19 protein-coding genes are annotated in these 20202 nt (G+C 67.5%); 3 read left to right on the top strand and 16 right to left on the bottom strand.

Going from position 1 to position 20202, the window contains the following annotated elements; all coding sequences use genetic code 11:
- The first annotated feature begins 3 nt into the window (after nucleotides 1–3).
- Entirely contained in the window at nucleotides 4–1053 is a 1050-nt protein-coding gene (locus JOF45_RS06275) for an alpha/beta hydrolase (RefSeq protein WP_210048572.1), read from the top strand.
- Here the strand turns inward: JOF45_RS06275 and JOF45_RS06280 are convergent.
- The 10 genes from JOF45_RS06280 to hrcA form a co-directional block, all read right to left on the bottom strand.
- On the bottom strand, nucleotides 1038–1838 hold the full coding sequence (locus JOF45_RS06280; RefSeq protein ID WP_245324158.1) for an isoprenyl transferase: 801 nt from the start codon (nucleotides 1836–1838) through the stop codon (nucleotides 1038–1040). The two genes, JOF45_RS06275 and JOF45_RS06280, sit on opposite strands and share 16 nt — an antisense overlap.
- A 33-nt stretch (nucleotides 1839–1871) precedes the next feature.
- The gene (recO, locus tag JOF45_RS06285) at nucleotides 1872–2624 is read right to left on the bottom strand and encodes a DNA repair protein RecO (protein ID WP_210048576.1); all 753 of its coding nucleotides are present in this window, start codon (nucleotides 2622–2624) and stop codon (nucleotides 1872–1874) included.
- 33 nt (nucleotides 2625–2657) lie between these two features.
- The gene (gene leuA / locus JOF45_RS06290; protein ID WP_210051347.1) at nucleotides 2658–4409 is read right to left on the bottom strand and encodes a 2-isopropylmalate synthase; all 1752 of its coding nucleotides are present in this window, start codon (nucleotides 4407–4409) and stop codon (nucleotides 2658–2660) included.
- 289 nt (nucleotides 4410–4698) lie between these two features.
- A complete protein-coding gene (gene era / locus JOF45_RS06295; RefSeq protein ID WP_210048578.1) occupies nucleotides 4699–5688 on the bottom strand; it encodes a GTPase Era in 990 nt (329 codons plus the stop codon).
- Nucleotides 5685–7097 carry a hemolysin family protein gene (locus JOF45_RS06300; protein ID WP_210048580.1) on the bottom strand — a complete coding sequence of 471 codons (1413 nt, stop codon included), beginning with the start codon at nucleotides 7095–7097 and terminating at the stop codon, nucleotides 5685–5687. Before JOF45_RS06300 ends, era begins: the two co-directional genes overlap by 4 nt.
- 5 nt (nucleotides 7098–7102) lie before the next feature.
- A complete protein-coding gene (gene ybeY, locus JOF45_RS06305) occupies nucleotides 7103–7528 on the bottom strand; it encodes an rRNA maturation RNase YbeY (RefSeq protein ID WP_210051348.1) in 426 nt (141 codons plus the stop codon).
- A gap of 98 nt (nucleotides 7529–7626) precedes the next feature.
- Nucleotides 7627–8670: a PhoH family protein gene (locus JOF45_RS06310; protein ID WP_210048581.1), complete on the bottom strand. Its 1044-nt coding sequence runs from the start codon at nucleotides 8668–8670 to the stop codon at nucleotides 7627–7629.
- A gap of 25 nt (nucleotides 8671–8695) precedes the next feature.
- A complete protein-coding gene (locus JOF45_RS06315) occupies nucleotides 8696–9463 on the bottom strand; it encodes a 16S rRNA (uracil(1498)-N(3))-methyltransferase (protein ID WP_210048582.1) in 768 nt (255 codons plus the stop codon).
- A 34-nt stretch (nucleotides 9464–9497) separates the two neighbouring features.
- Nucleotides 9498–10616, bottom strand: a complete 1119-nt coding sequence (gene dnaJ / locus JOF45_RS06320; protein WP_210048583.1) for a molecular chaperone DnaJ — start codon at nucleotides 10614–10616, stop codon at nucleotides 9498–9500.
- Nucleotides 10617–10667: 51 nt separating this feature from the next.
- Nucleotides 10668–11690, bottom strand: a complete 1023-nt coding sequence (gene hrcA, locus JOF45_RS06325; RefSeq protein ID WP_210048584.1) for a heat-inducible transcriptional repressor HrcA — start codon at nucleotides 11688–11690, stop codon at nucleotides 10668–10670.
- A 119-nt stretch (nucleotides 11691–11809) separates the two neighbouring features.
- On the opposite strand from hrcA, the gene JOF45_RS06330 reads away from it, so the two are divergent.
- Both JOF45_RS06330 and JOF45_RS06335 read left to right on the top strand, forming a co-directional pair.
- Entirely contained in the window at nucleotides 11810–12676 is an 867-nt protein-coding gene (locus tag JOF45_RS06330; protein ID WP_210048585.1) for a DUF3097 domain-containing protein, read from the top strand.
- A 49-nt stretch (nucleotides 12677–12725) separates the two neighbouring features.
- Nucleotides 12726–13097 (top strand): DUF4870 domain-containing protein, encoded by a 372-nt coding sequence (locus JOF45_RS06335; protein ID WP_210048586.1) that lies wholly within the window; start codon nucleotides 12726–12728, stop codon nucleotides 13095–13097.
- 15 nt (nucleotides 13098–13112) lie between these two features.
- Here the strand turns inward: JOF45_RS06335 and hemW are convergent, their stop codons facing one another.
- From hemW to JOF45_RS06365, 6 genes are all read right to left on the bottom strand, one after another.
- Nucleotides 13113–14402, bottom strand: a complete 1290-nt coding sequence (hemW, locus tag JOF45_RS06340) for a radical SAM family heme chaperone HemW (protein WP_210048587.1) — start codon at nucleotides 14400–14402, stop codon at nucleotides 13113–13115.
- A 1-nt stretch (nucleotide 14403) separates the two neighbouring features.
- Nucleotides 14404–16266, bottom strand: a complete 1863-nt coding sequence (lepA, locus tag JOF45_RS06345; protein WP_210048588.1) for a translation elongation factor 4 — start codon at nucleotides 16264–16266, stop codon at nucleotides 14404–14406.
- A 94-nt stretch (nucleotides 16267–16360) separates the two neighbouring features.
- The gene (gene rpsT, locus JOF45_RS06350) at nucleotides 16361–16621 is read right to left on the bottom strand and encodes a 30S ribosomal protein S20 (protein WP_210048590.1); all 261 of its coding nucleotides are present in this window, start codon (nucleotides 16619–16621) and stop codon (nucleotides 16361–16363) included.
- Between the two features lie 228 nt (nucleotides 16622–16849).
- Nucleotides 16850–17905 carry a DNA polymerase III subunit delta gene (gene holA, locus JOF45_RS06355; protein WP_342591416.1) on the bottom strand — a complete coding sequence of 352 codons (1056 nt, stop codon included), beginning with the start codon at nucleotides 17903–17905 and terminating at the stop codon, nucleotides 16850–16852.
- 51 nt (nucleotides 17906–17956) lie between these two features.
- Complete coding sequence (locus JOF45_RS06360) at nucleotides 17957–18844, bottom strand: MaoC/PaaZ C-terminal domain-containing protein (RefSeq protein ID WP_210048591.1); 888 nt, start codon at nucleotides 18842–18844, stop codon at nucleotides 17957–17959.
- A gap of 2 nt (nucleotides 18845–18846) precedes the next feature.
- Nucleotides 18847–20202 carry a 3-oxoacyl-ACP reductase gene (locus JOF45_RS06365; protein ID WP_210048593.1) on the bottom strand — a complete coding sequence of 452 codons (1356 nt, stop codon included), beginning with the start codon at nucleotides 20200–20202 and terminating at the stop codon, nucleotides 18847–18849.

A 20202-nucleotide genomic window follows, 5' to 3' on the forward strand; every position in this document is an offset into this window, starting at 1 on the left:
AGGATGACTCAGCGGCCCCACGACTCCGCGGCACTGTTGGAGGACTCCCCCGCCGACCAGTGGGTTCCGGACCCCCTGCCCGGCTGCTCCCGCCGAACTCTTCCCCTGGGCGACGATGAGGAGGGACCATTCTGCGCCACACTCGTGCGCTTCGACGAGCGCCCAAGCCCCAGGACCTCCGAAGCGGAGAACGCCGGGACGAGGTCTGCGCCGCAGGAGCCGAAGGCGCCGGTGCTGCATCTGCACGGCTGGTCCGACTACTTCTACAACCTGCCCCTGGCGCGTCTCTGGGCCGAGCAGGGACATCCGTTCTACGCCCTGGACCTGCGCCGCTACGGCCGCAGCCTCCGGGAGGGACAGACTCCCGGCTACATCGAAGACCTTGCGCACTATGACGCCGATCTGGAGGCCGCACTGGAGGTCATCGCCGCCGAGCATCCTCAGGCGCCCCTGCCCCTGGTGCAGGGTCACTCCACCGGCGGTCTGATCGCCGCGCTGTGGGCCGAACGTCATCCCGGCCGCCTCGGGGCACTGGTGCTCAACAGCCCGTGGCTGGAGGTCCCCGGAGACGCCGCCGCCCGCACCGCCCTGGAGGGGCTGCTGACGCCGCTGAGCCACCTGAGCCCGAAGCGAGCGATGAAGCTCCCGGTGATGGACAACTACTGGAAGTCGCTCTCGGACCAGGCCCACGGAGAATGGTCCCTGCATCCGCGATGGCGTCCGCGCGACTCCTTTCCGATGACCTCAGGATGGCTGAAGGCGGTCCTCGCCGGTCACCGAGCGGTCTATGAGGGGCTTCATCTGCAGATGCCGGTGCTGGTCCTGCTCTCGGCCGCCACGAAGTATCGACGTCACTGGTCCGAGGAGCTGCTCGAACACGATTCGGTCCTCGACGTGGACCTGTTGGCCCGCCGTGCGATGAAGCTGGGCCGTCACGTCACCGTGGTGCGGCTGCGACGAGCACTGCATGACGTCTTCGCCTCCGAGGCTGCAGTGCGCCAGGAAGCGTTCGATGAGGTCTCACGCTGGATGCGGGCCTACGCACCGGTCTGAGAGCCGTTGCCGACCTGGTCCACCGCTCCGCCGTATCGGCGATCCCGCTGGGCGTAGATCTCGACGGCCTCCCACAGGGTGGTCCGGTCCACATCGGGCCAGAGGGTGTCCAGGAACACCATCTCCGCGTAGGCGGACTGCCACAGCAGGAAGTTGGAGAACCGCTGCTCTCCTGAGGTGCGCAGGAAGAGGTCGACGTCGGGCACCTCCGGCTCGTCCAGGTGCGCGGCCACTGTGGACTCACGGATGCGTCGGGGGTCGAGCGTACCGGCCGCGGCCTTCTCCGCGATCTGCCGGACGGCGTCGGTGATCTCCGCGCGGCCGCCGTAGTTCACACACATGGTCAGCGTGCAGCGATCGTTGGCGGCCGTCTGCTCCTCAGAGAGTTCCAACTCCTTGATCACTGAGCGCCAGAGCCTGGGCCGTCGGCCGTTCCACCGGATGCGCACGCCCCAGGAGTCCAGGACCTGCCGGCGGCGGCGCAGCACATCCCGGGAGAAGCCCATCAGGAAGCGCACCTCGTCCGGGGAACGCTTCCAGTTCTCCGTGGAGAACGCGTAGACGCTCACATGCTTGATGCCCATCTGCACCGCACCGGCCATCACATCCATCAGCGCCGCCTCGCCGGCTCGGTGCCCTTCGGTGCGGGGCAGGCCGCGCTGGTTGGCCCAGCGGCCGTTGCCGTCCATGACGATGGCCACGTGCTCGGGCACGAACTGTGCCGGGATCGACGGCGGCTGGGCACCGGCCTCATGGGGCCAGGGCTCCGCATACTCAGAAGGCATGGTGACCATTATCGGGCATAGCGCAGGTCAGGTTCATCCATACGCTCCGCCGGCCATCGATCGCAGGGGTCGCTCCAGATGATGTTGGACGTAGCCGCCGACCACAGAGGTCGCCTCGTGACGGTCCTCAGCGGCGGCCCTGCGAGTCTGCTCCCACCGGCCCTGCTGCAGAGCCTGGAGGAGATCAGCGGCTCCCCGTGTGAGGCTGCGGGTTCCGGGCGGCCGGCAGTCCGGACAGACGGGACCTCCGGCGGCGGGATGGAATCCGTCTTGGAGGCCTGGCCGTCCGCAGGAGACACAGGCGTTCCAGGTGATCGCCCACCCCGCAGCGCTGAGCGCGCGCAGCAGATAGGAGTTCAGGATCAGATCAGGGGCATGGACTCCGCGGGCCAGCGCCGACAGGGCCCCATGCAGGAGGGTGAACTGTCCGGAGGCTGAGCCGTCGTCGGATTCGGTCACCCGCTCCGCCGCCTCGGCCATCGTGTGGGCCGCCATGTACTTCTCGTAGTCTGCGGCGATGTCCGGTCCGTAGGTCCCTTTGGAGGTGGCCTGCGTGGCGATGTCCAGGCTGCGCCCGTGGACGAACTGAACATCGGCGACCATGAACGGTTCCAGCGTGGCACCGAACTTGGAGGAGGTACGGCGCACCCCCTTGGCCACGGCTCGGACCAACCCGTGGGAGGCCGTCAGCGTGGTGAGGATGCGGTCGGCCTCCCCCAGGTTCTGGGTGCGCAGGACGATCGCGGCGTCACGGTAGCTGCGCGAAGCGAAGGTGGACCCGGCCATGGCTCCAGGGTACTGCGCCGGCGTCGCCTGCGGTCACTCAGCGTCGCGCAGGGCGCGGTTCACCGCTGAGACCACAGCATGCAGAGAGGCAGTGGTGGTGTTGTGGTCCAGGCCCACTCCCCAGAGCACCCGCTCGCCGATGGCCAGTTCCACGAACGAGGCGGCCTGGGCGTCGCCGCCCTGACTCATGGCGTGTTCGGTGTAGTCCAGCAGGCGGACATCGACGCCGTCGCGTCGGAGGATCTCCAGAAGCGAGGCGATGGGTCCGTTGGCATCGGCGGTCTGCTGTGTCCAACGACCGCCGATCTGCAGCTGGATGTCCATGGAGAACTCACCGTCGTCGTCGGTGGTCGTCTCCACCTTGCCCAGGCGGTATCGGCCCCACTGCTCACCTTCGCCCTCGGAGGGGAGGTACTCGTCGCTGAAGACCCTCCAGATCTCCTCGCCGGAGACCTCACCGCCGGCGTCGTCGGCGCGGCGCTGGATGACACCGGAGAACTCGACCTGAGCCCGGCGGGGCAGATCCAGGCCGTGCTCAGTCTTGAGCAGATAGGCGACCCCGCCCTTGCCGGACTGGGAGTTCACGCGGATGACAGCCTCATAGCTGCGTCCGATGTCCTTCGGGTCGATGGGCAGGTAGGGCACGGCCCAGGTGATCTGATCCACGGACCGGCCTTCCCGCTCGGCCCGGGCGTTGATGTGGTCGAAACCCTTGTTGATCGCGTCCTGGTGGGACCCGGAGAAGGCGGTGAAGACCAGGTCGCCGGCCCAGGGAGAGCGCTCAGCCACCGGCATCTGGTTGCAGTACTCGGCGGTGCGCTTGATCTCGTCCATCGAGGAGAAGTCGATCTCCGGGTCGATGCCCTGGCTGAAGAGGTTCATGCCCAGGGTCACCAGATCCACGTTGCCGGTGCGCTCCCCGTTGCCGAACAGGCAGCCTTCGATGCGGTCGGCCCCTGCTTTGTACCCCAGCTCGGCGGCGGCCACGCCGGTGCCCCGGTCGTTGTGCGGGTGCAGGGAGAGGATGATGGAATCCCGGTTGCGCAGGTTCCGGTGCATCCACTCGATGGAATCGGCGTAGACATCCGGAGTGGACATCTCCACCGTGGCGGGAAGGTTAACGATCACGGGCCGTTCAGCAGTGGCCTCGAAGATCTCGACGACTTCGTCAGAGATGTGCGCGGCGAAGTCCAGCTCGGTGCCGGTGAAGGACTCCGGAGAGTACTGGTACCGGATGTCGGTCTGCGTGCCGGAGGTCGCCAGCAGCTGCTCCTCGTATTTGCGGCAGAGCCGGGCCCCCTGGGTCGCGATGTCGACGATCCCGGGCTTGTCCTGCTTGAAGACGACCTCACGCTGGAGCACCGAGGTGGAGTTGTAGAGGTGGACGATGGCGCGCGGAGCACCTTCCAGGGCTTCGAAGGTCCGCTCGATCAGATGCTCGCGGGCCTGGGTCAGCACCTGGATGTAGACGTCCTCAGGGATCTTGTCCTGCTCGATGAGCTGCCGGACGAAGTCGAAGTCGGTCTGCGAGGCCGAGGGGAAGCCCACCTCGATCTCTTTGTAGCCCATCCGGACCAGCAGGTCGAACATCCGGTGCTTGCGGTCCGGGGTCATCGGGTCGATCAGAGCCTGGTTGCCGTCGCGCAGGTCCACAGCGCACCAGCGCGGAGCCTCAGTGATGGTCTTCTCCGGCCACGTGCGGTCAGGCAGGGAGACCGTGATCTGGTCCTGGAAGGGGACATAGCGGTGGAACGGCATTCCGGAGGGCTTCTGCAGCTTCTGCATCATGCGTCCTTTTCAAGGGTGGGAGCTTGATCGGGTGCGGCCGAAAGGGGAGCCGGCCTCAGGTGCCGGTGACTCCGCAGCGGGGACTCGACCAGGAAGCCGTGCGCGAGATGACGCCGCTAGGCGTGCGCAGGCTCTTCCCCGCTGCGGCGGAGAAGCTCTAGTAGTAGCCCGGGACGCGTGATGATCTGCACATTTCCGACCGTAGCATGACGATGCCGCAGCCGCAGGTCACGGCCGCAACGTCCAGACTCTGGACTCTGTGGCCTGGTCAGAAGCGTGTGCCTGGTCAGAAGCCCAGGCGCCCCAGCTTCTTGGCGTCGCGCTGCCATTCCTTGGTGACCTTCACGTGCAGGTCCAGGTAGACCGGGGTGCCCAACAGGCGCCTGATGCCCTCACGGGCCTGGCTGCCGATCTGCTTGAGCCGGGTGCCGCCGCGGCCGATGATGATCGCCTTCTGTGAGTCCCGCTCCACGTGGATGGTGGCATGCACGTCGATCAGCGGACGGTCCTCGTCCCGACCTTCGCGCGGCAGGAGCTCCTCGACCGTCACCGCGATGGAGTGCGGGAGCTCGTCCCGGACGTCCTCCAGCGCCGCCTCCCGGATCAGCTCAGAGACCATGACCGCCTCCGGCTCATCGGTGAGCTCCCCCTCCGGGTAGAGCGGCGGAGAGAGCGGCATCATGCCGGCGAGCTCATCGGCCACCGTGTCCACCTGCTCACCCGCCGTCGCCGAGACGGGGATGATCGCTTCGAAGCCCTCGGCCTGCTTCCGCTCTCCGGCCAGGTGCTCACGCCCGAGCTGATCGACAGCGATCAGCTGCTCGGCCAGCTGGCTGCGCGAGACCTTGTCGGTCTTGGTGACCAGGGCGACCACGCGCTTATGCGGGACTTTGGTCAGCTGAGAGGCGATGAAACGGTCCCCCGGGCCGATCTTCTCGTCGGCAGGGAGACAGAACCCTACGACGTCGACCTCGGAGAGCGTGTCGATCACCAGATCGTTGAGACGCTGGCCCAGCAGCGTGCGGGGTCGGTGCAGCCCCGGCGTGTCCACCAGGACCAGCTGAGCGCCGCTGCGCTGCTCGTCGGCCGGACGGTTCACGATGCCGCGGATGGTGTGCCGCGTGGTCTGGGGCTTGGAGGAGGTGATCGCCACCTTCTCGCCCACCAACGCGTTGGTCAGCGTCGATTTGCCGGCATTGGGACGACCCACGAAGCTGGCGAATCCCGCCCGGAAGCTCTCGTCGAACTCAGGGAACACGGTCGGTCCTGCGGTCATCGTACTGTCTCCTGTTCAGCCACAGCCATGGCGTTGTGTCCCTCGTCTGTTCCCTGTGCACCGTCTGCGGCGTGGAGGGCCTGGACTCCGCGGTGGTCGTGGGCCTCCCAGGCCAGGATGTGGCTCACGCGATTGCGCCGTCCTTCGAGCCGGTCGGCGCGCAGCACTACACGCGAGTCGCCGCGCCCGGCGATCTGCACCTCTGAGCCTGCGATGGGCACCCGGCCCAACGTCTTGGCCAGCAGGCCTCCGACAGTGTCCACCTCGTCCTCGTGGTCCAGGTTCAGGGCGAAGAGCTCAGCGAAGTCGTCCACGGCCATCCGAGCCGAGATCCGATGCCGTCCGTCCTCCAAGGCCTCGACCTCCACAGCGGCGGTGTCGTACTCATCGATGATCTCACCCACGATCTCCTCAAGCAGGTCCTCCAGTGTGACCAGACCGGCGGTCCCGCCGTACTCGTCCACCACGACGGCGACATGGGTCGATTCCCGCTGCAGCTCGGAGAGGAGTTCGGAGACCGGCTTGGACTCCGGGACATACCGGACGTCGCGCTGAAGCTCCTGCACAGTGATGCTCCGGGAGTCGCGGCCGGCATAGGCGCCGGGGACCTCACCGGTGCGCAGGTGGTGCTCCAGAAAGGCGACGTCCTTGAGGTAGACCATGCCGGTGATGTCATCGGCCGAACCGCGGGTCACCGGCACACGGGAGTAGCCCGAACGCAGGAACAGCGTCATGGCCTCGGCCAGGGAGAGGCCGAGGTTCATGGTGACCATATCCGTGCGCGGCACCATGACCGCCCGCACTCTGGTGTCGGAGAGCTCGAAGACCGACTGGATCAGCTCGGCCTCAGCGTCCTCCAGCACATCGGTCTCCGAGGCACGAGCCACGAACTCGCGGAACTCCTCGTCGTCGAAGAACCCTTGATCACCCTCCCCGCTGCCGGGCACCAGGCGAGCCCCCAGGCCGGTGATCGCCTGCGGCACGGGGCCCAGCGCCAGTCGCAGCCCGCGGACCAGGTTGGCGGTGGCTGAGGCCACCAGCACGTGGTGCGCTCGGCCCACTCTCCGGGGTGAGAGCACAGAGAGGCCCGTTCCGGCCAGGACCAGCGCGGCCGCAGCCAGCAGCCCGGCCCAGGCGAGCTCCCCCACGGTGAGCACTGCGGTGAGGGTGACCAGCACGACGGCGGCAGTGCCGAGGAGCCAGCGCCACATCTGCAGCGCGGCAGTGTGCGAGACCGGATGGTCGAGGATCATCTGCACAGCGACCGATCGTCCGCGGCCTCCCCCTCTGGAGGCGATCTCCTCAGCCTCGCGGCGGGTCAGCCGGATGAAGGCGGCCTCTGCGGTGGAGAGCAGAAAGGCCAGCACTGCGCAGATCAGGGCAGCCGTGATCAGCAGAGCGGGGACCATCCTGCTCAGGCCTCCGTAGGGGCGGGACTCGGACGGCCCAGGAACTCTTCCAGCAGCGCCTTCTGCAGGGAGAACATCACGCGCCGCTGATCAGCATCAGCGTGATCGTGTCCCAGCAGGTGAAGGACTCCATGGACGCAGAGCAGCGCCAGTTCGTCCTCCGGCGCGTGCCCGGCCGCCTCGGCCTGTCGGCGCGCCACCTCCGGTGAGAGCACGATGTCACCCAGCACTCCCTCGTCCACGGGCTCTTCGGCCGTTCCGGGGACGAGTTCGTCCATCGGGAAGCTCATCACATCAGTGGTGTCCGGCAGATCCATCCAATCGCGATGCAGCTGTTCCATCTGCGCATCATCGATCAGCGTCACGGAGAGCTCCACCTCGCCCGCCAGGTGCAGACGCCGGTACAGGTGAGCGGTGAGCCGACCGAGCATGCCCAGATGCTCCGCGGTGACCCAGGCGCTGCCTGAGGTGTCCTCCACGGCGACGCCCGGCGGCGTCGGGACCGAGGGCGACGTCGGGACGGGGGCGCTCACCTCCGTGCCGCCCTGTTCTGACCTTCCCGGCTGTTCTGGTGGCGCTCGTAGGCGTCCACGATGCGCCCCACCAGCTGGTGGCGCACCACATCTTCGGAACCGAGCCGGGAGATGGCGATGTCGTCGACGCCCTCGAGGATCTCCAGGACGGTGCGCAGGCCGGAGTCGGTGCCGCGGGGCAGATCCACCTGCGTGATGTCGCCGGTGACCACGATCTTGGAGTTGAAGCCCAGGCGCGTCAGGAACATCTTCATCTGCTCGGCGGTGGTGTTCTGCGCCTCATCCAGGATGATGAACGAGTCGTTCAGCGTCCGGCCGCGCATATAGGCCAGCGGCGCGACCTCGATGATGCCCGACTCCATGAGCCGCGGGATGGACTCCGGATCGATCATGTCGTAGAGAGCGTCGTAGAGCGGCCGCAGATAGGGATCGATCTTCTCGTTGAGCGAGCCGGGCAGGAACCCCAGCCGCTCCCCCGCCTCCACGGCAGGGCGGGTCAGGATGATCCGGTTGATCTCTTTGGCCTGCAGAGCCTGCACCGCCTTGGCCATGGCCAGATAGGTCTTGCCCGTGCCGGCCGGGCCGATGCCGAAGACCACGGTGGACTCGTCGATGTGTTCGACGTAGTCCTGCTGGTTCGCCGTCTTGGGGCGGATGGTGCGGCCGCGGTGCGAAAGGATGTTGGTGGTCACCATCTTGGCGGAGGTCTGAGCCTGCTGGGCCCGGACCATCGTGGTGACCCGCTCGATCATCTCTGAGGTGGCGGTGGTGCCGGAGGCGGCCAGCGACTTCAGCTGGTCCACGATCTCCAGCAGCTGGTTCACCTCGTCGGCCGGGCCGACTGCGGTCAGCAGCTGGTCCCTCACGCCCAGAGATACCGCAGGGTAGATGCCTTGGAGGATGCGCACCGCGAGGTCCTGCTGGCCGAGGGTGCGGAACATGGTCTCCGCGTCGGCGAAGTGCACAGTGCGTTCGATGTTGCCCACGGGTGCGGCCGCCGCGCCGGCGGCGAGCCCGGAGGAGTGTGAAGTCTCAGTCATGTGAGCCCCATTCTAGCGCGGTCGCTCACCAATCCCAGCGCCCGAGCAGAATCTGTGCTCCGGCGATTCCCGCGGGGCCCGCGGTCGATGACCGCAGCACGCTGCGTCCCAGACGAGCGGTCCGCGCCCCGGCCTGGGTGAGCTGGGCGATCTCAGCCTCGGAGATTCCGCCCTCCGGGCCCACCACCAGGTGCAGCTCCCGCAGCTCAGGGGCCTGAAGCTGGTCCAGCACAGAGGCCAGTGAGATCTCCTCGGCCTCGTGGAGGACCACGACGCCGACCCCCTGCTGCTCGGCGAGGCTGCGGAGGTACTGGGCCGTGGTGTGCAGCTCACGCACCTGCGGCACCGAGGTGCGGCGAGTCTGCTTGGCGGCAGTGGTCACCGTGCTGACCCACTCAGCATGCTTCTTGGCCTCACGACCGGCCTTCCACCGGGCCACCGACCGTTCCGCCTGCCACGGGATCACCGCGTCGACGCCGAGCTCCGTGGCCGATTCCACGGCTTGGAGGTCGCGCTTGTCCTTGGCCAGGCCTTGGACGAGCACCAGGGCCGGATGGTCCTGAGGCTCTTCGGAGACCTCCTGGACCTCGACGACCATCTCGCCGGCGCCGGCGTCGAGGATCACACCCGAGACCTTCAGGCGATGCGTGTCGGAGAGCAGCACCTGCTCCCCCGCCCCCAGCCGCATCACCGTGGCGGCATGGTGGCCCTCGGTCCCGTCCACAGTGATCTGGGAGCCGGGCGTCAGCCCGTCCAGACGTCCGGGGCTCAGATGGAACAGCGGAGCAGTCACAGCAGGGGTCTCCTCATCGGGTGGGGTCTGGGATCTAGAGTGCGTCCCAGCGTTCGCGCAGCTTGGCGAAGACGCCGCGGTGCTCAGTGGTGGACTCTCCGAGCTCCTCACCGCGGTCCTCGGCGAACTCGCGCAGCAGCTCCTTCTGCCGGTCGCTGAGCTTGGACGGGGTCTCCACCTTCAGATGCACCTTGATGGCACCCCGACCGGAGCCGCGCAGGTGTCCGATCCCGCGATCGCGCAGGGTCAGCACCTCACCGGACTGGGTGCCCGGCCTGACCTCGAGCTCTTCGGGCCCGTCGAAGGTCTCCAGAGTGACCGTGGTGCCCAGCGCCGCTGCGGTCATCGGGACCGACACGGTCGCGTGGAGGTCGTTGCCGCGTCGGGTGAAGACCTCGTGCGGACGGATGTCCACCTCGATGAACAGGTCGCCGGAGGGCCCGCCGGCCATGCCGGCCTCCCCTTCGCCGCTGAGGTGGATGCGGTTGCCCTTGTCCACGCCCGCCGGGATCTTGATCTTCAGGCTGCGCCGCTCGCGCACCCGGCCCTGACCGTCGCACTCCTGGCAGGGGTCCTCGATGATGTTGCCGAAACCGCTGCAGCGGGCGCAGGTCTCGGTCTGGATGACCGTGCCGAGGATGGAGCGCATGGGCCGCTGCACCTGTCCCTGGCCGTGGCAGTCCGGGCAGGTGCTCGGCGTCGTGCCCTCGCGGGTGCAGCTGCCGTCGCAGACGGTGCAGGTGACCGCAGTCTCGAACTCGACCTCCTTGGTGGTGCCGAAGACGGCGTCCTCCAGGTCGATCTTGACCCGCAGCAGCGAGTCCTGACCGCGGCGGGTGCGGGAGGCGGGCCCGGAGGCTCCGCCGCCGAAGAATGTCTCGAAGATGTCGCTGAAGCCGCCGAAGCCTCCCCCTCCGCCGGGGAAGCCGCCTGCTGCGCGGCCGTTCTCGTCGCCGGTGGCGTCATAGTTGCGGCGCTTCTCCGGATCGGACAGGACCTCGTAGGCGCGGCCGAGCGTCTTGAACTGCTCAGCGGCGTCGTCGGAGGGGTTGACGTCCGGGTGGAGCTTGCGCGCCTTCTTCCGGTACGCCTTCTTGATGTCCTCGGTCGACGCGTCACGGCTGACGCCGAGTGCCTCGTAGTAGTCAGTCAATGCTTGCCCTTCGATCTGCTAGGTCAGTAGGTGCGGTTGCGTCAGGTGCTGTCATCCGTCGGAGAGGATCCTGGAGAGGTATCGCGCCATCGCTCGGACCGCGGACATCGTGGACCCGTAGTCCATCCGCGTGGGTCCGACCACGCCGAGCTTGGCCCCGTCTCCGGCCTCAGGTCCATACTCGGCGGCGACGACGGCGGCCTCGGCCAGCGAGTCGTGGCTGGTCTCCCGGCCGATCCGCACAGAGAGTCCGCGCGGGTCCTCCTGCATCTCGGTCAGCAGACGCAGCAGGACGACCTGCTCTTCCAGGGCTTCGAGGATGGGTCCGATGGAGGGCCCGAAGTCACGGTCCGACTTCGCGAGGTTAGCAGTGCCGGCCATGATGATGCGATCCACGCGACCGGCCTCCAACACGGCCTCCACAGAGTTCGCGATCACTGCCATGGCTGGCTGCAGACTCGGCTCCACCTGGGCGATCAGGTGGTCCAGGGGCAGCGGGGTGGCCGAGGCCGAACGGTTGTAGAGCTCCTCGGCCAGACGCTGTCCGATCCGATGGAGGCTCTCCTCATCCAGTCCGTCGGAGAGGGTCACCATCCGCTGCTCCACCTTGCCGGAGGAGAGGATGACCACCGCCAGCGCCTTCTGAGGGGTCATGGAGACCACTTCGATATGACGGATCTTGGCCTGGCTGTGCTGCGGGTGCTGCAGCACAGCCACCTGGTTGGTCAGCATGGCCAGCAGCCGGACCGTCTGATCCAGCATGGCGTCGTGGTCGTCGGCCGCCTCGAGCAGCGTGTCCATGGCACGGCGCTCTGCGCTGGAGAGCGGCCTGACTGCGGTGATCTTGTCCACGAAGGTGCGGTATCCGCGGTCGGTGGGGATCCGCCCGGCGGAGGTGTGCGGGGCGACGATCAGCCCCTCATCCTCCAGGAACGCCATATCGTTGCGGATCGTGGCCGGCGAGACCTCCAGGTTGTGGCGGTCCACCAGCGCCTTGGAACCCACAGGTTCGCGGGTGTGCACGTAGTCCTCCACGATGGCCCGCAGGACCTGCAGGCGACGGGTCTCCGACATCTTCTTCACGCCTCCCCGGGGGCAGGTCGGTTAGCACTCTGAATGATCAAGTGCTAATTCTACAGCTGTCGCCTCCGATCCGCGGCATGCGGCACCGCCGGTGGTAGGCTCCCACAGCTATGAGCTTCCCCACCGATTGGTCATCCTGGGGCCCCGCAGACATGGGCGCACGACGCCGGGCCCAGCACCGCGAAGTGCCCACTCTGCCCGCCGACCGCGGCACCGTCGTCGAAGAGACCGCCAGCGGATGGGTCGGCGCGATCGTCGGCGTCGAGGCTGCAGGCGGCGTCCATGTGGTGGTCCTGGAGGACCGGCGCGGCGCCACCCGCGCCTTCCCCCTGGGCCACGGATTCCTGCACGAAGGCTCACCGGTGGAGCTGACCGCGCCGGCCTCTACGACGGCTCAGCCGAAGAAGCCTGCGCGCACCGCCTCAGGCTCCGTGGCCGTGGAGAACGCGCCAGCCCGCGTGGCCCGCGCCTCCCGGATCTGGGTGGAGGGCACCCACGACGCCGAGCTGGTCGAGAAGGTCTGGGGCGAGGACCTGCGCCTGGAGGGGATCGTGGTGGAGCCGCTGCACGGCGCAGACGACCTCGTCGGGGCGATCCGGGAGTTCCGGCCCGGCCCGGAGCGGCGAGTCGGCGTTCTGCTGGACCATCTGGTCAAGGGATCCAAAGAGTCGAGGATCGCCGCAGAGGCCATGGCGATGCCGGGCGCCTCCGGCAATGTGCTGGTGCTCGGCCACCCCTATGTCGATGTCTGGCAGGCGGTGAAGCCTCAGCTGCTGGGCCTGCAGCGCTGGCCTGACATCCCCCGCTCCGTGGACATCAAGGTAGGCACCCTCAAGGCTCTGGGATGGCCCCATGCCGGCCAGCGCGACATCGCCCAGGGGTGGAAGCGGATCCTCTCCACCGTCACCAGCTATACGGACTTGGAGCCCTCGCTGCTGGGACGGGTCGAGGAGCTCATCGACTTCGTGACCCAGTAGTTCGCGTGTCTCTGGCCGGGTCCGCACCTCAACGGATAAAATCTCTGCCATGGCACACCTGGAAGGATCACCGGCAGCAGCCCAGCCGTTGACGCCGAGCGAAGACCGCCGCTGGGCCACTCTGGCTCACTTCGGCGGAGTCATGGGCTGCATCCCTTCCCTGGCCATCTACCTGGTCTTCCGGGACCGTGGTCCCTTCACCGCCCAGGAGTCGAAAGAGGCGCTGAACTACACCCTGCCGCTGACGGTGGTCATGCTGGCCTGCTACCTGCTGGCTCTGCTGCCGGCCATCGGGTGGATCTTCGGCATCGCAGCGGTCTTCCTCTGGGTGGTCATGACGCTCTCCGGGCTGGTCGCCGGCATCGAGTGCAATAAGGGGCGCCCGTACCGCTATTGGATGAACCTGCGCCTGATCCACTGATCGGGACGGCTCAGCTCAGGGCGCGAGCCGACGAGTGACCGCGTCGGCGAGCAGGCGGCCTTTCAGCGTCAGCACGGCGCGCCCCTCCGGGTGAGCCTCAGTGGGGACGGCCGCTTCCTCCTCGATCAGGCCGTCGCTGACCAGCCGGCCCAGCTCCGCTGCGCTGATCCTCTCGCCGTCGATCTCTGCCAACTCCTCCAACGCGTTGTAGTCGGCGATGTCCAGGCCCTCCCGGATGCGCAGACGCAGCATCAGATGTTCCAGGACCTTGGCCTCGGCGTCGAGGATCTCCCGGCCGTGGCCCGGCGTGGTCCCTGCGTGCAGACGTTGGGCATAGGCGGCGGGGTGTTTGGCGTTCCACCAGCGCATCCCGGCCATATGTGAATGAGCACCAGGACCGGCGCCCCACCAGTCTGCATCCCTCCAGTAGTTCAGGTTGTGATCGGAGCGGGTCTGCTCCGAGGTGGAGTAGTTCGAGACCTCATACCACCGGTAGCCGGCCGCTGTGAGCACCTCATCGGTGAGCAGGTACTTATCGGCCTGATCGTCAGGATCGATGTCCGGCAGCGTGCCGCGGCGGATCTGGGCGGCCATGGCCGTGCCCTCCTCCACGATCAGCGAGTAGGCCGAGACGTGGTCCGGGCCCATCGCCACGACTTCCTCCAGGCTGCGCCGCCAGTCCTGAAGGCTCTCCCCCGGTGTCCCGTGGATCAGATCCAGACTGACCTCAAGGCCGACAGCTCGGGCCGCCTCCACCGCACGGGGAACGTTGCGCGGGTCGTGGGTGCGGTCCAAGGTGGCGAGCACCTCCGGCACCGCTGACTGCATACCCAGACTGATCCGGGTGAAGCCGGCCTGAGCCAACACCCGGGCGGACTCTGGGGTCACGGTGTCGGGATTGGCCTCGGTGGTGATCTCAGCGCCCTCGACGAAGCCGAAGAGCTCCCGTGCCCGGCCCAGGATGCGGGAGAGATCCTCGGCGGGCAGCAGCGTGGGCGTCCCGCCTCCGAAGAACACAGTCGACAGCGGCCGCTCCGGCGCGCCCGAGCGGTCCAGGACCCCACGAGCGAAATCCAGCTCGCTGATGAGCGTATCCGGATAGGACTGCCGGGAGGCGCCCGGCCCCAGGTCTTCAGAGGTGTAGGTGTTGAAGTCGCAGTAGCCGCAGCGCACCGAGCAGAACGGAATGTGGACGTAGAGTCCGAAGGGATTCTGGGCTCGGCCCGGCAGAGCGCCCAGGACCTCCTGCGGGAAGGACCCGTCGGCTGGCAGCGGATCCCCCAGCGGAAGAGCTGAAGGGCTCACGCTACTTCTTCGCCGCCTTCTCCTTGCCGGACTCCTCGTCAGAGGAGAGTGCGGCGATGAAGGCCTCCTGTGGGATCTCCACAGTGCCGACCATCTTCATGCGCTTCTTGCCCTCCTTCTGCTTCTCCAGCAGCTTGCGCTTACGGCTGATGTCGCCGCCGTAGCACTTCGAGAGGACGTCCTTACGGATGGCGCGGATGTTCTCACGAGCGATGATGCGGGATCCGATGGCGGCCTGGATAGGGACCTCATACTGCTGACGAGGAATGAGCTCCTTGAGCCGCGAGGCCATCTTCACGCCGTAGGAATAGGCGTGGTCGCGGTGGGTGATCGCCGAGAAGGCGTCGACCTTGTCGCCCTGCAGCAAGATGTCCACCTTGACCAGGTCCGCGACCTGGTCGCCGGCGCTCTGCCAGTTGAAGGAGGCGTATCCCTTGGTGCGGGACTTCAGCAGATCGAAGAAGTCGAAGACGATCTCGGCCAGCGGCATCTTGTACCGGATCTCCACGCGCTCCTCGGACAGGTAGTCCATCCCGGACATCGAGCCGCGGCGGGACTGACACAGCTCCATGACCGCCCCGATGAACTCCGCCGGAACGATGATGGTGGAATCCACCACCGGCTCGCGGATCTCGTTGACCTTGCCGTCGGGGAACTCAGACGGGTTGGTGACCCGGTGCAGCTCCCCGCCTTCGTCCACCACGTCGTAGATGACGTTAGGCGCCGTGGAGATCAGGTCCAGGTTGTATTCGGCCTCGAGGCGCTGCCGGGTGATCTCCAGGTGCAGCAGACCCAGGAAGCCCACACGGAAGCCGAAGCCCAGCGCGGCCGAGACTTCGGGCTCGAAGTTCAGGGCGGCGTCGTTGAGCTGAAGCTTCTCCAGCGCCTCGCGCAGTACGGGGAAGTCGGAGCCGTCGATCGGGAAGAGCCCGGAATACACCATGGGCAGCGGTTCCTGATAGCCGGTGATGATGTCATCCGCCGGCTGGTTGGCTGAGGTGACGGTGTCACCGACCTTGGACTGCCGGACGTCCTTCACCCCGGTGATCAGGTAGCCGACCTCGCCCACGCCGAGCCCCTCGGAGGGCTCCGGCTCAGGCTGGGAGACCCCGATCTCCAGCAGCTCGTGCGTGGCGCCGGTGGACATCATCTTAATCTTCTCGCGGTGGGAGAGCTGGCCGTCGACCACCCGGACGAAGGTGACCACACCGCGGTAGGTGTCGTAGACGGAGTCGAAGATCATCGCGCGGGCCGGAGCCTCGGCGTCGCCCACCGGTGCCGGGACATCCTCGACGAGCTTGTCCAGCAGATCCTCCACACCCTCACCGGTCTTGCCGGAGACGCGCAGGACATCTTCGGGTTCGCATCCGATCAGGTGGGCCAGCTCCTCGGAGTATTTGTCCGGCATGGCCGCGGGCAGATCGATCTTGTTGAGCACCGGGATGATGGCCAGCTCGTGCTCCATGGCCAGGTACAGGTTGGCCAGGGTCTGGGCCTCGATCCCTTGGGCCGCGTCCACCAGGAGGACGGCGCCCTCACAGGCGGCCAGGGAGCGTGAGACCTCATAGGAGAAGTCCACGTGACCGGGGGTGTCGATCATGTGGAAGGCGTAGGTCTCGTCCTGGTACTCCCAGGGCATGCGCACGGCCTGGGACTTGATGGTGATGCCGCGGTCGCGTTCGATGTCCATGCGGTCCAGGTACTGGGCCTTCATGTCCCGGGGCTGGACCACACCGGTGAGCTGGAGCATCCGATCCGCGAGGGTGGATTTCCCGTGGTCGATGTGCGCAATGATGCAGAAGTTGCGGATGACGCTGGGATCCGTCGCGGCGGGCACCCGTGGAGTGCGGGCCTTCGGTGACACGTGTAGGACGTCCTTCTCTCTCGGTAGCAAAGAGGGCGGCAGCAGACCTCAGTCTACTGCCGCCCTCAGGTCGTGCTGCTGGTCTGGGTGACGATCAGAGAGCGTTGACCTTGGCTGCCAGACCGGACTTCCGGTTGGCGGCGTTGTTCTTGTGGATGACGCCCTTGGAGGCTGCCTTGTCCAGCTTGCGGGCCGCCTCACGCTGAGCGGCCTGCGCGGCGTCCTTGTCACCGGCGGTGATCGCCTTGCGGACCTTCTTGATGGAGGTGCGCAGCTCGGACTTCACGGCCTGGTTGCGCTGGCGAGCCTTCTCGTTGGTGAGGATGCGCTTCTTCTGAGACTTGATGTTTGCCACGTGTGCTCGATTCCTTACGGATCAGGTGTTTTCGGACGAGCACTGACGACGACGGCGGAAGATTTCAGCGGCGTGGGGCGCCGTGGCGATTCACCCCGACCTCTGTCGGGCAGAGGGACCCATCGGTCGGAGCGCTTGATCGCCGTCGTAGTCAGTGCCGACTCCGCGGACAGCCCGCAGAGCCGTAGACACTGAGAGTAAATCTTAGCAGAGAAACCCGTCAGATCCTCAGCGTCCCGCGGCGGCGGCCACGATGCCGATCGCCTTCTCCACCGCGTACTCTGGGGTGCGCGAGGCGCCTTTGGCCTCAGCGTCGGCCTGGGCGACGGCTTCGATGGCCTCCGCGGCCCGGTGCGACTGCCATCGGCGGGCCGTCTCCTGGGCCTGGCGCAGCTGCCAGGGCGGCGCGCCGAGGGCCGAAGCCAGCCGGTCCGCGCTGCCGCGGTGGTCCACCAGAGCTGCGATATGACGCCCCTTGCCGGCCAAGGCTGCGGTGACGGCGATGGGTGAGACCCCAGTGGCCACAGCGTGGCGGTACAGACGTGTGGCGGCCTCTCCCCTGCCTTCGAAGGCGGCGTCGGCCACTTTGAAGGCTGTGGCCTCGACTCGGCCGCCGTGATAGCGGTCGACATCATCCTCCGTGACCTCGCCGGGGATGTCACGCAGCAGCTGCTGGCAGGCTCCGCCGAGGTCGGAGAGCGAGGTGCCGGCGGCCTGGACCAGGGCACGGGCGGCGTCGGGCTGGATGGAACGGTCCGCGGCGCGGAACTCGCGGCGGACGAAGTCGAGCTTATCGGTGTCGCTCTTGGCGGCGGAGCAGTCCACCACCACGGCCTTCTTGGCCAGCACGTCGAGCAGCTTCTTGCCGCGGTTGCCCCCGGAGTGGCGGAAGATGATGGTCACGTCGTCACCGCCCTCCTCCAGGAAGGCCAGAGCCTCGGCCAGGAAGGTGTCATTCATCTGCGCCAGATCCTCGGCGAGGATCAGGCGGGCCTCGCCGAACAGCGAGGGCGAGGCCAGTGTGGCCAGCTCCCCGACGGCGGCATTGGCGACGTCGAGCCGCGTGTACTCGAGGTCCGGCTGCTCGGCACGCAGCTGAGCTTTGATCCGGTCTGTGGCACGGGTGGCCACGTAGTCCTCGGGGCCTTTGAGCAGGACCAGCGGAGAGGCCTCCACTGCGCGGAAGTCCACTCCCGCAGACTGTTGGGCGCCCCGACCGCCGGAGGCCCTGCCCCCGCGCGCCGAACCGCCGCGTCCTGATCCTCTGCCTCGCTGTGCTGCCACGGGTCGATCCTATCGCTGGTCACAGACATGAGCAGATCCTCGCCTCGACCGTCAGGGCAGGTGAAGCTCTCCGGAGAAGTGGCGGCGCCCCTTCCTCGGGTTCCACCCGGTGAAGAGCTGCGTCTTCTCATCCGGCTTCTCCACGCTGACCGCCACCTTGCCCGGCAGGGTGACCGGGGCGTCGAAGCTGATGCTCCAGCTGTGACCTGCGGCGTCGGGCTCTCTGCCTTCCAGAATCCGAGCCGCGGTGTACATGCCGTGGACGATGGCCTTCGGCATGCCCAGCGCTTTGGCACTCAGTCCCGACAGGTGGATGGGGTTGTAGTCGCCGGAGACCGCCGCATAGCGTCGGCCCTCATCGGAGCCGAGAGACCACTGTGCCGTCATGGGCGGCGGGACGAAGCCTGCTCCGCCGGAGCGGGACTCCTCGCTGCGGTCCGGCTTCCCCGCCAGAAACACCCCGCGGCTGAGGTAGGTGGATGCTCCGCGCCACAGCGGAGCTTCCTCCGCCGCAGCTGCGCTGAAGGCCTCGGTGACGATATCGACCTGGGTCCCCTTGCGATGCGGGCGCAGGTTCTCCGCATGCGCCCGCAGCCGCAGGGGCTGCCCCGGGGCGATCGGCCGACGATGCTCCACCTGGTTGGACAGGTGGACCAGCCCCATCAGCTGCAGAGGGAAGTCCTCACGGGTCATCAGCTGCAGCTGCAGCGGGAAGCCCAGGATGTGCACCAACACGGAGGGCAGCGAGCTGCGGTGGACTCCGTCGAAGGCTTCGCCTCCGAAGAGCCTGCGGTAGGCCTCCAGCTGTTCCGCCGAGGCTCCCGGATGGCTGACCTCCTCCGGAGACGAGGACAGCACGCGCAGATCCCCGTTGGAGCTGAGCTTGGAGGTCAGTGCGCCGAGGGCGGCCTTGCGGTATGAGCTCAGAATGCTGGCCATGATCACGCCCCCACGAGGTTCTGGCCGCAGACCCGCAGCGTCAGCCCAGAGGTCCCTCCGGCTGCCGGTGAGGCGAGGAAGGCGATGGTCTCCGCGACATCCTCCGGCAGTCCGCCCTGGTTCAGCGAGTTCAGCCGGCGGGCGACCTCTCGGGTGACCAGCGGGATCTTCGCAGTCATCTCGGTCTCGATGAAGCCCGGAGCCACCGCGTTGATGGTCCCGTGCCGGGCCTGCAGCTGAGCCGAGGTCGCTGAGACCATTCCGATGACGCCGGACTTCGACGCCGCGTAGTTCGTCTGTCCGCGATTGCCGGCGATGCCGGAGGTCGAGGCCAGAGACACGATCCGCGGCCCCACAGTGGCCTCGGCGCGGTTGAACAGCTCGGAGGCGAGGAAGGCCCGGTTCATCCGCAGCTGGGATTCGATGTTCACTGCGATCACCGAGTCCCAGCGGGAGGCGTCCATATTGGCCAGCAGCTTGTCCCGAGTGATGCCGGCGTTGTGCACCACGATGTCCAGGCGCCCGTAGTGCTGCTCAGCATGGGTGAGGATCCGCTCCCCGGCGTCCTCCGCTGTGATGTCCAGCTGCAGAGCCGTTCCGGAGATCTCGTTGGCCACAGCGGCCAGGTGCTCACCGGCCGCCGGGATGTCCACTGCGATCACCTCGGCCCCGTCGCGGCGCAGCGTCTTGGCGATGGCCGCGCCGATGCCTCGGGCGGCTCCGGTCACCACCGCCACCTGACCCTGCAGCGGTGTGGACCAGTCCTCAGGCAGGGCGCCGTTGACGCTGCCCACCGAGATGAACTGTCCGGAGACGAAGGCCGAGCGGCCCGAGAGCAGGAAGCGCAGGGCCCCGGCGAACCCGGGCGCGGCGGCGTCGAGGTCATTCTGCAGCACGATGCCGTTGGCGGTCCCGCCGGCCCGCATCTCATGAGCCAACGACCGGGTCATCCCTTCGACCCCCTTGCGCGCGGCACGCACACCAGGATCCTCAGCCTGCTGAGGGTCTCGGAAGACGGTGATGACTCGGGCCGAGGACCTCAGCTGCTTGAGCAGTCCACCCACGGCGAGCACATCGGCGCTGAGCTGAGCCGGGGAGCTGATCGTATCGAAGGCGGCCACAACGGCCGCGGCCTTCTCACGGGGCCCCAGATGCCGGCGCACGTCCAGGCCCCACCCAAGCATGACCTCGGCGATGCGGTCTGAGGTCGCGCTCTCGCCCACCACGACGACGGGCCCTTCGACCAGTGGGGCGTCGGGGCGATAGCGACGCAGCTTGGCCGGCTGGGGCAGGCCGAGCGACGTGGTGAGCTTCCGCCCCAGGCCGGTGTTGGCGAATTCGGTGTAGGTGTCCCTCAT

The organism is Nesterenkonia lacusekhoensis (genome assembly GCF_017876395.1).
Lineage (GTDB): Bacteria > Actinomycetota > Actinomycetes > Actinomycetales > Micrococcaceae > Nesterenkonia > Nesterenkonia lacusekhoensis.